16 protein-coding genes are annotated in these 14,315 nt (G+C 32.7%); 5 read left to right on the top strand and 11 right to left on the bottom strand.

Features of this window, described 5'->3' with window-relative positions; genetic code table 11:
• Positions 1–2: 2 nt before the first annotated feature.
• From MODO_RS15725 to MODO_RS15710, 4 genes are all read right to left on the bottom strand, one after another.
• Complete coding sequence (locus tag MODO_RS15725; RefSeq protein ID WP_006263612.1) at positions 3–689, bottom strand: metal-dependent hydrolase; 687 nt, start codon at positions 687–689, stop codon at positions 3–5.
• Positions 690–700: 11 nt separating this feature from the next.
• Complete coding sequence (gene menA / locus MODO_RS15720) at positions 701–1,612, bottom strand: 1,4-dihydroxy-2-naphthoate octaprenyltransferase (RefSeq protein WP_006258823.1); 912 nt, start codon at positions 1,610–1,612, stop codon at positions 701–703.
• Between the two features lie 125 nt (positions 1,613–1,737).
• Complete coding sequence (locus MODO_RS15715; protein WP_006258824.1) at positions 1,738–2,040, bottom strand: hypothetical protein; 303 nt, start codon at positions 2,038–2,040, stop codon at positions 1,738–1,740.
• Positions 2,041–2,790: 750 nt separating this feature from the next.
• Positions 2,791–3,630, bottom strand: a complete 840-nt coding sequence (locus MODO_RS15710; protein WP_006258825.1) for a 1,4-dihydroxy-2-naphthoyl-CoA synthase — start codon at positions 3,628–3,630, stop codon at positions 2,791–2,793.
• Between the two features lie 71 nt (positions 3,631–3,701).
• Here MODO_RS15710 and MODO_RS15705 point away from each other — a divergent pair, with 71 nt between their 5' ends.
• From MODO_RS15705 to MODO_RS15690, 4 genes are all read left to right on the top strand, one after another.
• Positions 3,702–4,817 (top strand): C1 family peptidase, encoded by a 1,116-nt coding sequence (locus tag MODO_RS15705; protein ID WP_059051365.1) that lies wholly within the window; start codon positions 3,702–3,704, stop codon positions 4,815–4,817.
• Positions 4,818–4,916: 99 nt separating this feature from the next.
• Positions 4,917–6,062 (top strand): serine hydrolase domain-containing protein, encoded by a 1,146-nt coding sequence (locus MODO_RS15700; RefSeq protein WP_059051362.1) that lies wholly within the window; start codon positions 4,917–4,919, stop codon positions 6,060–6,062.
• Positions 6,063–6,073: 11 nt separating this feature from the next.
• A complete protein-coding gene (locus MODO_RS15695; protein ID WP_059051360.1) occupies positions 6,074–7,117 on the top strand; it encodes an NAD(P)H-dependent flavin oxidoreductase in 1,044 nt (347 codons plus the stop codon).
• Positions 7,107–7,961, top strand: a complete 855-nt coding sequence (locus tag MODO_RS15690) for a GNAT family N-acetyltransferase (protein ID WP_006261236.1) — start codon at positions 7,107–7,109, stop codon at positions 7,959–7,961. Before MODO_RS15695 ends, MODO_RS15690 begins: the two co-directional genes overlap by 11 nt.
• A gap of 2 nt (positions 7,962–7,963) precedes the next feature.
• Here MODO_RS15690 and ygiD read toward each other — a convergent pair whose 3' ends face one another.
• The 7 genes from ygiD to MODO_RS15655 all read right to left on the bottom strand — a co-directional run bounded on the left by ygiD (position 7,964) and on the right by MODO_RS15655 (position 13,504).
• Entirely contained in the window at positions 7,964–8,791 is an 828-nt protein-coding gene (gene ygiD / locus MODO_RS15685; protein WP_006258831.1) for a 4,5-DOPA-extradiol-dioxygenase, read from the bottom strand.
• 17 nt (positions 8,792–8,808) lie between these two features.
• On the bottom strand, positions 8,809–9,492 hold the full coding sequence (locus tag MODO_RS15680; protein ID WP_006265324.1) for a potassium channel family protein: 684 nt from the start codon (positions 9,490–9,492) through the stop codon (positions 8,809–8,811).
• An 8-nt stretch (positions 9,493–9,500) separates the two neighbouring features.
• Positions 9,501–11,282, bottom strand: a complete 1,782-nt coding sequence (locus tag MODO_RS15675; protein ID WP_006258833.1) for a TrkH family potassium uptake protein — start codon at positions 11,280–11,282, stop codon at positions 9,501–9,503.
• Between the two features lies 1 nt (position 11,283).
• On the bottom strand, positions 11,284–11,658 hold the full coding sequence (locus MODO_RS15670) for a DUF3037 domain-containing protein (protein ID WP_006258834.1): 375 nt from the start codon (positions 11,656–11,658) through the stop codon (positions 11,284–11,286).
• A complete protein-coding gene (locus MODO_RS15665) occupies positions 11,645–12,439 on the bottom strand; it encodes a HipA family kinase (protein ID WP_006258835.1) in 795 nt (264 codons plus the stop codon). Before MODO_RS15665 ends, MODO_RS15670 begins: the two co-directional genes overlap by 14 nt.
• A gap of 112 nt (positions 12,440–12,551) precedes the next feature.
• Positions 12,552–13,103: a DNA-3-methyladenine glycosylase I gene (locus MODO_RS15660; RefSeq protein WP_025125758.1), complete on the bottom strand. Its 552-nt coding sequence runs from the start codon at positions 13,101–13,103 to the stop codon at positions 12,552–12,554.
• Entirely contained in the window at positions 13,103–13,504 is a 402-nt protein-coding gene (locus MODO_RS15655; RefSeq protein ID WP_006265320.1) for a hypothetical protein, read from the bottom strand. The genes MODO_RS15660 and MODO_RS15655 overlap by 1 nt, the downstream gene beginning before the upstream one ends.
• 545 nt (positions 13,505–14,049) lie before the next feature.
• Here MODO_RS15655 and MODO_RS19295 point away from each other — a divergent pair.
• Positions 14,050–14,187 (top strand): hypothetical protein, encoded by a 138-nt coding sequence (locus tag MODO_RS19295; RefSeq protein WP_155601578.1) that lies wholly within the window; start codon positions 14,050–14,052, stop codon positions 14,185–14,187.
• The last annotated feature ends 128 nt before the right edge of the window (positions 14,188–14,315 follow it).

Raw genomic sequence — 14,315 nt, 5'->3', positions numbered from 1 at the left:
AACTATAAAGTCAAGCTTTCTCCAATATTTAAAAGCATTAGGTCTTTTCCTTTCTCAAAGAACTTACGTTTAGCTTCTTCATGATCTATCTCTATATAACCAAATGTATCAAAGTGATATCCTAAGACTTTATCACATTTAACAAAGTCTGAAGCGATAACAGCCTCATCTATATCCATAGTGAAGTTACTTCCTATTGGCAAAATAGCCAAGTCTAGATTCGTAAACATAGGTATTAACTTCATATCCATAGTAAGAGATGTATCACCAGCTATATAGATATTCTTATTTTTACTTTCTATTACGAACCCACCAGGTTGTCCTCCATAACTTCCATCAGGAAAAGAACTTGAGTGGATAGCTGGAGTATATTTTAATTTTCCAAAGTCAAACATCCATGACCCACCATGGTTCATAGGGTGAGCCTGAAAACCTTTTGCTTCATAATGTCCTGCTATTTCTGCATTAGATACTATAACTGCCTCTGGATTATTCTTAGCTATACGCTCTACATCAGCTATATGATCTCCATGAGCATGAGTGATAAGAATATAGTCTACTTTTATAGCATCTACATCTATTCCTTTAGCGGCAGGTAGTGGGTTCCCTGATATAAAAGGATCCACTATGATATTAATATCTTCTATTTTAATACCTAAACAGGCATGTCCATAATACGTAATTTCCATAATTCTAATTTTTAAAGTATTAAAGCTATTGAAAATAATACCGAAAGTAAAAAAGTACTTAATGCTACTATTTTCATTTGTGAATCTAATTCTCTAGGTTCTCTGTTTTTCTTTACAAAAATTAAGTGTTTTAATAAAGGAATATAAGCGATTACAAAGAAATATTTTACTATTGAGAAATTAGCATGTATTCCATAAACGATGAAAGCTATTAAAGCAAACAGAACAATAAAATAATGATACTGTTTAGCGCCCTGTCTACCTAACTTTACAGCTAATGTGTTTTTACCAACTAATTTGTCAGATTCTAAATCTCGCATATTATTAATATTTAATACAGCTATACTTAGATTTCCTACAGCTATAGCAGGTAAGATTACCCAATAATCAAATACTTGACCATATAGATAGAAAGATCCCAACACACTCACTAAACCAAAGAAGATAAACACAAATAAATCTCCTAATCCTTTATATCCGTATGCTCCTGATCCTACTGTATATTTAATAGCTGCTGCAACACAGGCTACTCCTAAAACAAAGAAAAAGATAGAAGTGAAAAAATTATCCTTACCAAAAGAAATATAAATTAGAACCAAAGCAGAAATAAGCGATAATAACGAAGTAATGATTACTCCTTTTTTCATTTCCTTAGGAGTGATTAAACCGCTCTGTAAAGCTCTCTGTGGGCCTATACGAGTTTCATTATCTGTCCCTTTTACTCCATCTCCATAATCATTTGCAAAATTTGAAAGAATCTGAAGTAATAAAGTTGTCAATATTGCAAAGGAAAAGATACTTAGAAAAGAAGTATTTGTAGAAAAATAAGGATATGCACACGCACTACCAACGATTATTCCAGAAACAGAAAGAGGTAAAGTACGCAATCTTGCAGCACCTACCCATGCTTTAATTTTTATCATCTATATATTTAAGTAATACTAAAAGCTTATTGCATTTAGAAAGGTATTAGAAGCCAAAATTAAATAGAATTTATGAGATACGATAACGTTTCTATGAGTCTATCTACTAATATTTATACGATAGCTTAACCAATAAGTTTTAGCTTGAGATATTTATGTGGTTTGGCGAAGGTATAATATAAAGCATAAAGTGGATTAGCTCCTTTTACAGAGAAAGTCAAAGTTTGATCTTCTGCTATTTCAAAAATAATAGCATTAGATGTATTCCAGTCTATTTTGGTACTAAGAATATGTTTTCCTTCTGAGATATCAAAAGTCATTTCTGTTCCATTAGCTATAGACCCTATTTTCTCTCCATCTAAGAAAATAGTATAATTTCTAAATCGCTCTACAAATGCTTTTTTTCTTCTTAATATTAATTTTGCCATTTTCTACTGTCTCCTGGTTTGTAGTAAAGTTAAAAAGTTATTCAAGAATTAAGGGTATAAAGTCAGAAGTTATTTAAAAACTTTTTAGAACAGTATTCTGCCCTATTTATTTTCTTTTAAATTCCTTTATTCTACCCCATAACAATAAGTTATAACCATTTATTATTATTTGTAACTTATTTATTTTCAGCACATATTACATATTATGTAAAGTAATAATTTAAGTAAATATGAAGCCTTGAATCTAGTTTATAGGATTGCTAATATAGAGGATTTGAATAAGATAAGAGAGTAGAATTAGCTGATAAACACTTCTTTTTTTTAATAAGAATGAGGTTCTTTAGAAAAAAGAAATAGGTTTTTGATAAGTAAGTTAGGTACTTATAGATACTGATCTAATAACTATCTAAATAAAGTTTCTTCGGAGAGTCATTGGGCACTCTTTGGGGGTTCTTCGGAAAAAAGGCCTCTGTTCCGAACAAACACTGAACTTTACCGAATACCTTCCGAACAAAGAGGATATTGAAATACATTATATTACTAAAAATCAATTAGTTATATTTTTTAAAATGCCCTTTTTAGGAAAAAAGTGGAAGTTTTTGGACTTTTTAGGAAAAGAATACCAAAATATACCCTATAGACTTCATCCTTGTTTAAATTTTAGTATACTTCCCTCCTTAGCTTATATAAAAAAGCCATCCAAATATTTGGATGGCTTCTATATCTCTAGAGTTTATTAGATATAAACTACTATGGAATCCATTTTTTAGGGAAGTTAGGCTTTCTCTTTTCTAAGAATGCATTTCTTCCTTCTATAGCTTCATCAGTCATATAAGCTAGACGAGTTGCCTCACCTGCGAATACCTGTTGACCTACCATTCCATCGTCTGTTAAGTTCATCGCGAACTTAAGCATCTTGATAGAAGTAGGTGATTTAGCCAATACCTCTTGTGCCCATTCATAAGCAGTATCTTCTAATTCTGCATGAGGAATGACAGCATTTACCATTCCCATTTCGAAAGCTTCTTGAGCAGAATAGTTTCTACCTAAGAAGAAGATCTCTCTTGCTTTTTTCTGACCCACCATTTTAGCTAAATATGCAGAACCATATCCACCATCAAAACTTGTTACATCAGCATCAGTTTGTTTAAAGATAGCGTGTTCTTTACTCGCTAGAGTCATATCACATACTACATGTAAGCTATGCCCTCCTCCTACAGCCCATCCTGGAACTACAGCGATTACTACCTTAGGCATAAATCTGATAAGACGTTGTACTTCTAAGATATTTAGACGATGCATACCATCATCTCCTACATATCCTTGATGCCCTCTAGCCTTTTGATCTCCTCCACTACAGAACGAATAAACTCCATCTTTAGGTGATGGCCCTTCTGCAGATAATAATACTACTCCGATAGATGTATCTTCTTGTGCATCATAGAATGCACGATATAGTTCACTAGTTGTTTTTGGTCTAAAAGCATTGCGAACCTCCGGTCTATTAAAAGCAATACGAGCTACTCCATCACACTTTTTGTATGTAATATCCTCAAACTCGATAGCTGTTTCCCATTGAATCTTACTCATAATGTTTTTTAATTTAGGGTAAAAATAACCTATTTTTTGCATTATATTGCCATTCCAAAACATTATAATCCATGAAAAAAACACTATTCTCACTATCTATCCTATTTTTAGGATTAGGAGTACATGCTCAAAAGTATGATTTTCAAAACATTGTAGATATTCAAGGTACACCTGTTATCAGTCAAGGAAAAACAGGAACTTGCTGGAGCTTTAGTACTTCTTCATTCTTAGAATCTGAAATAATTAGAAAAACCAACAAGCACATTGACCTTTCTGAGATGTATAACGTTAGAAATACATATCCTAAAAAAATAGAAAACTACATTCTAAGACAAGGTAAAACTCAATTCGGTGAAGGTGGTTTAGCTCACGATGTGATTAACAGTATGAGAGATTATGGATTAGTTCCTGTAGAAGCGTATTCTGGGCTAGTAGGACAAGAAACCTATGATCATAAAGAGCTTTTTAAGGTATTAAAGAGTCTAATAGATGCTTATGCTAAGAGTGACGCTCCTATTTCTAGTAATTGGAAAGAACTAACTGAGCACGTATTAGATATGTATATGGGAAGTAATATTAAAGAGTTTACTTATCAAGGTATAAAGTATACTCCTGAAAGTTTCTTGAAAATGACTACCCTTAATCCTGATGAGTATATAACAATTTCTTCTTTCCAAAATAAAAAGAATTATTCTTCGTTTATTCTTAATATTCCAGATAATTTCTCTAATGGTAGTATGTATAATCTTCCTTTAGATGAGTATATTGCTAATATTGATTACGCTTTAGATAATGGTTATACACTTTCTTTAGATTGTGATGTTTCAGAAAAGACTTTCTCTGGTAAATACGGAATCGCTTTTATTCCTAATGACAATGCTGATATAGAAAAAGGCTTAACAGAGATTATTAAAGAGAAAGAGATTACTGCTGATTACAGATTACAAGAGTTTTATAACTTTAATACCCAAGATGATCACCTCATGCACATCGTAGGAAAAGTAAAAGATCAAAAAGGAAATATTTACTATAAAGTTAAAAATTCATGGGGACCAAATAGTGATCGTGTAGGAAATGATGGTTATATTTACATGAGTATTCCATACATGAAATTAAAGTCTATTTCAGTGCTTTTACACAAAGATGGATTACTTAAAAAAACGAAAGAACAATTGAGAATACAGTAGTTATAAGATATTAAAATAAGACCAGTTATAAAATCACTCTAACTGGTCTTTTACTTAGAAGAACGAATGATTAATAAAAGATATTTTGCAATAACAATAATGGCGGCATTATCTCTATATGCATGCCAAGAGAATAAAGAATTAGCTACAAATATTCCTATCATAAAAGAACATAATGTACGTGTGGATAACCCTTATAAAGTGGAGTTTCCAGAAGTTACTACAGATTATATTTTAGAGAAGGCTCATATTATAGAGAATTTTTATAACGATAATATTAATAAAAACGGATATACAGGTAGTTTCCTAGTGGCTAAGAATGGTCAGGTTATTTATGAGAACTATTCTGGAGTATCAGATAGAAGTGGAAACGACTCTATAGGAAGCGAGACCTCTATGCATGTTGCTTCTGTTGGTAAGGTTATCACAGCCGTTACTATTCTAAGATTAGTAGACAGTGGTAGATTAGACCTTAACCAGAGCGTATCTGAGATTATAGAAGGATTTCCTTATCCTGAGATAACGGTAAGAACCTTGTTAAGTCACAGAAGTGGTTTGGGGTATTATGGATATTATAAGAATATCTGGGATAATAAAACCACTGTTACAAATGAAGATGTAATAAAAGTAATTAATAAAAAGAGAGTATCACTAGACTTCACGCCTAATACTCGATTTACGTATAGTAATACTAACTATGTATTATTAGCGTCTATTGTAGAGAGAATCACTCAGAAGACATTTAGAGAGACTGTAAGAGAGTTAATCTTTGATCCGTTAGAGATGAGCCACAGTTTTGTTTTCGATGATCTAAGCAAAAAGAATGAAGTAACACAATCTTTCTCTGGAGGGAAGAAACTAATGAGATGGGACTATATGGATGGAACTTATGGAGACAAAAACATCTATACCACTCCTAGAGATTTTCTGAAGTTAGATACTGCTTTATATTCTGATAATTTCCTAAGTGCTGACCTTAAACAAGAAATGTTTAAAGGATATAGTTTTGAGAAAAAAGGAAATAGAAATTATGGGTTAGGAATAAGATTATTAGAGATGGACAATGGCGATATATATACGTATCACAATGGCTGGTGGAGAGGAAATACTTCTTCATATATAAGACTAGCTAAAGATAATGTATGTATCATCTTGTTCTCTAATAAATATTCTACACTGACCTATAAGACTATTCATCTTTCTCATCATTTCGGAGATTACCCCGTAGGAGATATGGAACTCTAAAAATATAGATTATGAAAAAAGCAAACATTATTTTCGGTACAGATTATGCTATTTGCCAAGCTCCTATGTTAGGAGTAGCTACACCAGAGATGGTAGCAGCAGTAAGTAACTCAGGTTGTATAGGTACACTTCCATTAGGTGGCTTCCCTCCTGGCTTAAGCAGAGAGTTAATCAGAAAAACGCAGTCTTTAACAGACAAGCCTTTTATCGTTAATATGTTTCTTAATCCTATAGTTGATATTGATCAAAGAGAGATTGATGATATGCAACATACATTAAGTGAGATAGGCAAGGAAATAGGATATTCTCATACTACAATTACCGACTTTGATCAAGAGACGTATCAAGGTAATCTAGAAGTAGTAAAAGAACTAGGCCTTCCCTATCTTGCTTTTACTTTTGGCTGTTTTACAGATCAAGAGATAAAAGAACTACACGACCTAGATATATATTTAATAGGTACAGCCACTACAGTAGAAGAAGCTATTTATTTAGATAACAAGGGTATCGATGCTATTATTCTTCAAGGTATCGAAGCAGGAGGTCATAGAGGTACTTTTCTGAAAGATTCTTTAGAAGATAACCTCCCATTAGAAGAATTGTTTAATAGCGTATTACCTATCGTACAGAAACCCTTATTTGTAGCAGGTGGTTTATACGATGGACTAATTGGTCGAAATTATTTAGATAAGGGAGCTGCTATGGTATGTTATGGTTCTCTATTTATTACAGCGGACGAAAGCACTGCTATGGACTATCAAAAAGATCTTTTACACAAAGGAGGGGCAGTTGAAACTGTTTTGACCAAGTCTTTTTCTGGTAAATTTGCTAGAGGTATTCTTAATAAATTTGTGAAAATGATAGATTATGATAATAAAAACATACCTTTGTATCCTATTCAAAATATTTTAACACAAAAATTAAGAAGTTTTGCAAAACAAAAAAAATTTCATAATTTTAATTCTCTTTGGTGCGGAACTAATTCCCATTATGCCAGAAGAGACTCATCGTCAAATATTATAAATAAATTGATTAAGGAAGTGTATGACTTATAGTTTTCAATATCGTTTTTTAAAGAATATAAACTTAGAAGAGCTTTTATTGGTTTTTAACAAGTCTTTTTCAGATTATACTGTTCCTATGCGATTAACATTGGAACAATTAAAAGACAAAATTAAAGCTGAGGGAATCGATTTAACAATTTCTGTAGGGGCTTTTTGTAATAAAGAATTAGTTGGATTTATTCTTCATGGTAAGAATAATGATTACTTATACAATGCGGGTACAGGAGTATTACCTTCGTTTAGAGGAAATAACTTGACTACTAAAATGTATGATTATGCCATACCACTGTTTAAGAGCTTTAACATGCGTAAGATTAACCTGGAAGTAATTAGTTCTAACGAAACTGCTTGTAAGTCCTATCGTAAAATAGGCTTTAAGAAGTGGAGAGTGGTTAATTCAGTTAAAGGGGTAACGAATGTAAAAAGTGCTAAGTTTGAAGAAATAGAAGGTTTGCAAATTAATAATTTGCCATATTATGAGTACCTTATCTATTTTGCAGAAAAAGATATTATCCCTACATGGGAGAATAATGAGTTCTGTGTGAATAACTTTGAGACTAGCCTAACGATGCGCAAAGCAACACTTAATGGCACTACCACATTAGGATATTTAATATATGACCAACGCAGTAATAAAATCCTTCAAATTTGGGTAAAAGAAGGATATAGACGTAAAGGAATAGCTTCTTATCTTATTAAAGAATTAATAGGTAATGATAGAAACTTCTATATCACAAATATAGATGGACAAAACTTTGGTATTCATTCTTTCTTTAAATCTATAGGTGGAGAACCTTATCTAGAACAAGTAGAAATGGAAATGTACTTATACTAAACTTACCCAAACAAGTAAGAAGTCATACTTAAGGATCCACCTACATATTTATCATTAAAGATGTGGATGTTATCACTACTATTTGTCAGACCTAGAATATATAATAACGGATAATAATGATCAGGTGTAGGTACTGCATATTGCATACTTACACCTTTATTTTTATAATCTAATAGGTCTGTAAAAGATCTATCGAGGATTGCCTGTTTTACTAATTCATTACTCTCTATTGCCCAATCAAATGCATAATTGTCTTTATTCATATTATGCCAGTCTAGAGCAGATAGATTGTGTACGATATTTCCACTACCTATTATTAATACTCCTTTTTTTCTAAGGGCTTTTAATTGTTTTCCTATTTCTAGATGATATTCAGGACCTTTGTAATAATCTATGCTTAATTGCAATACAGGAATATTTGCCTCAGGAAATAAATGACACAGTATAGACCATGCCCCATGATCTAATCCCCAAGTTAAATCTTCGTGTATATCTTGATGTTCGCTTAGAAGAGTTATCTCATTTGCCAGAATAGGATTTCCTTTTACATTGTATTCAACATCAAATAACACTTTTGGAAAACCTCTAAAATCGTGAATTGTTTCTAAAGTAGAATTAGCAGTAACTAGTGTTCCCTTTGTTAACCAATGGGCAGAGACTACTAAGATCGCTTCTGGCTTAGGCAATTGTCTCCCTAAGTTCTTCCAATATTGAGAGAACTCATTGTCCTCTATAGCATTCATAGGAGAGCCATGCCCCACAAATAGTACTGGCATCTCCTCTGCTCTATCTTTTAACCAAAACAGATCGTTTAAAACTTGCTCTCCCATTTCTTTATGATTTTAGATTATTCTGCTAATATTTTTTTAATATCTCTGTTATCACCATAAATAACCATGATATCTCCTTTATTCAATACTGTTTCATAAGAAGCAATACCTTGTACTTCATGTATTTTCTTATGCATCCCGATAAAGCTCTTTTCTTCTTTGACTTTAAGTGTTGTAAGAACGACTAAGTTATAATTAGTTCTAAAACCTATCTCTCCTAATGTTCTTCCAGCAAAACGATCAGACACCGTGATTTCTACGATACTGTATCGTCCGTTAATCTCATAAGAATCTACTACCCCTTTTATACATAATTTCTTCGCCCATCTCTCTGCTGTTTCTTCTTCAGGGTGTACGATTTCATCTACTCCTATGGCTTGTAAGACATTCTCATGTACAGGACTAATAGCTCTACTGATAAGCCTTTTCACATTTAGATTTTTTAGAACAGCCGTAGTCATAATATTAGCTCCTTGATCTTCACCTATTGCTACGATCACGATATCTGTATTCGCTAGAGGTAGTCCAGACATCATATATTGATCAGTAGAGTCTAGACAGATAGTATGAGATATCATATCCTTATAAGCATCTACCCTAGCCATACTTTTGTCTACACCTATTACTTCATTTCCTTGTTCTGTAAGTTTTTGTGCTAATGATGCACCAAAATTTCCTAAACCAATAATAATATATTTCATGTCCTATATTAGTTAATCAGAATCTCTTCTGTTGGATATCTATAATTCGTTAATTTTTCTTTTTTGCTTATTGCTATTAGAATGGTAAGCATACTCACTCGTCCAATAAACATAAGCATAATCAGAGTTACTTTACTAGGGTCTGTCAGCTGAGCTGTAATCCCTGTACTTAATCCTGATGTACTATAAGCAGAGAATGCCTCATATGCTAATCTTAATAAATCTGTCTTGGGCTCAAAAAACGAGAGCGCAAAAATAGCTATTCCTATCACAAATAAAGATAAGAATATAATCGCAAAAGCACGTTGTACAGACAGCTGATCCACTTCTCTTCTGTATACTTCTATTCTAGATCTACCTTTCATTAAGGCCCAGATATTTAAGACAGCGATAGCAAAAGTACTTGTTTTAATCCCCCCTCCTGTTGATACTGGTGATGCCCCAATCCACATTAATAGAATCACGACCAAGAATGTAGAAGTAGTAAATAGATTATTATCTACTGTCGCAAAACCCGCAGTACGTGGTGAAGTAGCTGTAAAGAATGCTGTGACTAACTTTCCGAAGCCACTGTGCTCTGCTAGCGTATTATTATATTCTGAGATATAGACTACTGCAGTACCTCCTACGATTAATACAGCTGTAGTGATTAAGATAATACGAGTACTTAAATTAATAACACGAGGAATATGAATCTTCGCTTCCTTCATGCTAAAAGGGAGAATCTTATTGATAATCAGGTGTTTTACATACTTGTATACATTAAATACAATCGGGAATCCTAATCCTCCCATAATGAATAATCCTGCTATAATTAAATGCAATGGGTAATTAAAACGGTATTCAAAAGTGTACAAGTTCTCTGGTAAAGTAGAGAATCCCGCATTACAGAAGGCTGATACAGCATGAAAAATAGAGAAAAACACTCTGTCAAACAAAGATTCAAAATGCTGATGGCGTATACTGATAAATATCGCGATCATCCCTATAAACTGTATAATACCTGATATAATAATGATTCGTTTCAGCGTAGCGAATACGTCTCCTAGTTTATCGATATAAGACATATCCTTAAGTACTAATTGATTTCCATAAGAGGCTTTTCCTCTAAAGAAAAAACTAAAGTAACTCGCTAAGGTCATGATTCCAAGTCCCCCACATTCCATTAAAAAGATCATCACCGTCTTTCCAAATATAGTGAACTGCGCACCGATATCTACTGTAGATAACCCCGTTACACACACAGCGCTCGTAGCCGTAAATAGAGCATCTATATAACGCATACTACCTGGTGTATTCGTCGCTTTAGGGAAAGAAAGCATGAATGCTCCTATAAAAATGATTAATAGAAAACTGACAACAAATAGCTGAGCAGGGTTCATTCTAGTCTGTTTTAAGTTTAACTGTAAGACAGAAAACTCCCTTACTAACATTAGGAATAAACCAAACGAAATAACAGCATTGCTGTCAAAGAACCTTATAGTATGCTCAGGCTGCCATCTGGCTATAATCAAGATTAAAAACAATACAATACTAAAACAGTCAAATATCTTCACTCCTAAAGTCTCGTGGTTATCTTTATTAAAATAACGTCTAACGATAGCAAGCATCCCGATGCTCAAACAAATATTGTAAAAAACATTTAAGTGGTAATGATAATCGTTAAGTGTATTAAAACCTAAATCGTATATCATTAAAAACAACGCTATGAAACTAACCCAAAAAGGCAATCTTTTAAGGATGAACGTAGTTTGCTTTATTATTTTATCTTTAAGGTAGTACAGTGGCATCTTATAATACTAATTCTTTAAAAAGTCTAGTTAACACTTCCTCCATATCTTCAGACATACCAGGATGTGGACGAGAAGATTGTATACAAGAGCTCTTTACAGCGGTTAGCCATCTAAAGCGTTCTGCCGCATCTAAAGTTCCTATAGGTGATATTTTACACTGTCCCTTTGCGATGCGCTCAAAAGCATCTACGTGGTCTTTTAAAGTGTCAAAGTCTAACTCGCTTTCGAAGCATTCAATCTTCTTCTTGTCTAAATGAAATGAAGAGATCAACATTCGCTTAGCCTTACAGAATACTAATACCCCAATATTGATAAACTCTTCTCGTTCTACTTTAGGAGTGTACCTTATTATTGCATACTCATATACCTGCATCTTGATGTTTTTTTGCTTCGTTAACAAATAGATCAGAATTCGCTAATCTGTTCTTTAAAAAAGAGAAATAAACACTTCTTATCTCTTCAGGGGTCAAATCGCTTTCTTCCCATTCTAACCAATCAGTAGGTATCTGATCTGTAATACATTTAAGGTCTTCTTCTTGAAGTAATACTTTAAACTCTTTATCCACTATATCTAGCTCTTTTGCCACAGGTAATAATACGTGATCCTTTATAAATGAGAAAGGAGTCAACGCACTTTTTTCCCAATTCGTAAAGGAATGATGGAAGTAAAAAGAAGCGCCATGATCTATTAGCCACAACTCTTTATGCCAGATTAGCATATTCGTATTTCTAAATGTACGGTCTACATTGGTGATAAAAGCATCTAGCCACACAATTTGAGAAGCTAATTTACTTTCTATCTCTAAAGCAGAAGGGTCGTAAGTCAAAGCTCCAGATAAGAAGTGAAGACCTAGATTTAAACCTTTACTAAACTGTAGTAGATCTTGTATTTCTTCATCTGCTTCTGTTCTACCAAAAGCCTCATCTAGCTCAGCAAAGACTAATTCAGGTACATTCAACCCTAATTTCTTAGCGATTAAACCACCTAATAATTCAGCAATTAATGCTTTGATACCATGACCAGCTCCTCTAAATTTTAATACATATTTAAAGTCGTCATCAGCATCTGCAAGTGCAGGAAGTGAACCTCCTTCTCGCAGTGGCATAATATACCTAGTAACAGTAACTGTTCTTAACCCCAATTGATTCTCCATTTGGCTATTTTATAATGAAATGATCATGCAATATTAACCAAAAAACCCCCAAAGTAACTTACTTTGAGAGTTAAATTTTAAACTACTGCATTCCAGTGATTGTATCTCTATTTTACTTGTCTAAGTAAAATCTTGTATTTTTATGGATAGGACAGTCTACTCGATGTGACCCTGGCAAATAAGCTGTACTCATTAAAAACTCATTTACAATCTCTCCTCCTACAAACTTAAAGTGTTTTTTAAACAACTTTACCCATTCCTCTAGTGTATGCTCTTTATGTAGGTCTAACCAATTCTTAAAGCTTCCGAATTCTTTTTGTAACACGATGATTTGATTAGCATTATAGATGGCAGCATTAACCTTTAGTTTATTGCGAATAATCCCGCTATCTTGTAATAATCGATCAATATCAACCTGCGTAAAATTAGCCACCTTGTCTATATCAAACCCTACATAAGCTTTTTGGAAGCTTTTCCTTTTTTGAAGAATAGTATTCCAGCTCAGCCCTGCTTGGTTTATTTCTAAAACAAATCGTTCAAACAGCGCATTGTCATCCGTTAATTCGAAGCCATATTCATAATCGTGATAGTACTTATTAGGATTGTCAGAATCTAAAGGTAGCTCATTACAGAAATCACAATAATGCTTTTTAACAACAGCCATTAATTAATCACTTTTATTTTAGCATCGTTTAAGACCTTTCTGAATGCATTCTTAGCATCAGGAGTTTTAAGTCCAAACACATCTCTAGTCTTTCTATTATTCAGTTTTATCACCGCTTTAGTACCTAATGCTTTTGGCATCTTCACATACTTAATATCATATTTGTCTATAGAGTCAACAGCAGTTTGTATTAAGAAGTTCTTTACTGTAATATATAAGAAGGTAGCTACAATAATGCAGAATACATAATCCATCTCTTTAGGTTGTTGCCAGTTAGCAGTATATAGTCTGGCCGCTCCTAAGATTAGGATAGCAGAAGACATAATCCTAGAAGATGTTAAGCGTCCTTTTTGATTATCTGTTATTTCAAGCTTTTTAGTTTCTTTATTGAATTTGATCATTTATTTCAAGTATTTATAGTAACAAATCTACTAATAAAAAATAAATCTAAAAGCCAATATAATGTTAGTATTATGAGGTCGTCTTGACTTTTGTAGAATAAAGAAGTACTGTAAACCTTTGCGTTGCTAAACAAACAAAATTTATACGTAGTACTTGATAAAGATAGTATAAAATTAAAGATAGTTCCGTATTTACCAACACTAAAAGAGGATCTAAATCTCCTCTTTATAAAATAGTTAATACTATATTATATAAATTCAAAACATGTATTCAATGGAGTTATTTATCTGTTAAAACTTTATTTAGTACAGAAGTACTGCATTATAAGACAGATTTTGGTTATTTTCGTAAATAGTGTAAAGCTGGTATCTGCTAATTATATTGGAGGAATTTGTTAAAGAACAATAAAACTTACATAGATTGATGTAATGGTGACTTAGATATTAGCCACACTTAATTTTTAAGGCACTGAATATTAATGGATAAAAAATTTAAAACAACTAGTATATAATACTCAACAGCTCGTCAAGGTCTACCATTAGCTATGTCGGATCTAGTAGCAGGTAATCACAATGATTTATTTAATATTGAAATGTCTTTTGAAGATATAACCAAACAAGTAACTAAAGCAGAAATACCATTAGTTAGGTTATTTATTAATGTTGATGCAGGATTTGATTGACAGAAACTTAGAAAATCTTAAGTGATAAAGAAATAATAGCTAACGTCAGTTCTAATAAGCGAAATGGTCAAGCTAATGAAGAAAGCTACTTGGATGAACAACTATAGAAAGAAAGTTATGCTATTGAA

The sequence above is a fragment of the Myroides odoratimimus genome, from assembly GCF_001485415.1.
In the GTDB taxonomy this organism is placed as follows: Bacteria; Bacteroidota; Bacteroidia; order Flavobacteriales; family Flavobacteriaceae; genus Flavobacterium; species Flavobacterium odoratimimum.
This window is presented reverse-complemented; position numbering and strand designations above follow the sequence as displayed.

Excerpts from the sequence above, each read along its gene's own strand:
- MODO_RS15725 (WP_006263612.1), bottom strand. The coding sequence starts at position 689 with ATGGAAATTACGTATTATGGACATGCCTGTTTAGGTATTAAAATAGAA.
- menA (WP_006258823.1), bottom strand. The coding sequence starts at position 1,612 with ATGATAAAAATTAAAGCATGGGTAGGTGCTGCAAGATTGCGTACTTTA.
- MODO_RS15715 (WP_006258824.1), bottom strand. The coding sequence starts at position 2,040 with ATGGCAAAATTAATATTAAGAAGAAAAAAAGCATTTGTAGAGCGATTT.
- MODO_RS15710 (WP_006258825.1), bottom strand. The coding sequence starts at position 3,630 with ATGAGTAAGATTCAATGGGAAACAGCTATCGAGTTTGAGGATATTACA.
- MODO_RS15705 (WP_059051365.1), top strand. The coding sequence starts at position 3,702 with ATGAAAAAAACACTATTCTCACTATCTATCCTATTTTTAGGATTAGGA.
- MODO_RS15700 (WP_059051362.1), top strand. The coding sequence starts at position 4,917 with ATGGCGGCATTATCTCTATATGCATGCCAAGAGAATAAAGAATTAGCT.
- MODO_RS15695 (WP_059051360.1), top strand. The coding sequence starts at position 6,074 with ATGAAAAAAGCAAACATTATTTTCGGTACAGATTATGCTATTTGCCAA.
- MODO_RS15690 (WP_006261236.1), top strand. The coding sequence starts at position 7,107 with ATGACTTATAGTTTTCAATATCGTTTTTTAAAGAATATAAACTTAGAA.
- ygiD (WP_006258831.1), bottom strand. The coding sequence starts at position 8,791 with ATGGGAGAGCAAGTTTTAAACGATCTGTTTTGGTTAAAAGATAGAGCA.
- MODO_RS15680 (WP_006265324.1), bottom strand. The coding sequence starts at position 9,492 with ATGAAATATATTATTATTGGTTTAGGAAATTTTGGTGCATCATTAGCA.
- MODO_RS15675 (WP_006258833.1), bottom strand. The coding sequence starts at position 11,282 with ATGCCACTGTACTACCTTAAAGATAAAATAATAAAGCAAACTACGTTC.
- MODO_RS15670 (WP_006258834.1), bottom strand. The coding sequence starts at position 11,658 with ATGCAGGTATATGAGTATGCAATAATAAGGTACACTCCTAAAGTAGAA.
- MODO_RS15665 (WP_006258835.1), bottom strand. The coding sequence starts at position 12,439 with ATGGAGAATCAATTGGGGTTAAGAACAGTTACTGTTACTAGGTATATT.
- MODO_RS15660 (WP_025125758.1), bottom strand. The coding sequence starts at position 13,103 with ATGGCTGTTGTTAAAAAGCATTATTGTGATTTCTGTAATGAGCTACCT.
- MODO_RS15655 (WP_006265320.1), bottom strand. The coding sequence starts at position 13,504 with ATGATCAAATTCAATAAAGAAACTAAAAAGCTTGAAATAACAGATAAT.
- MODO_RS19295 (WP_155601578.1), top strand. The coding sequence starts at position 14,050 with ATGTCGGATCTAGTAGCAGGTAATCACAATGATTTATTTAATATTGAA.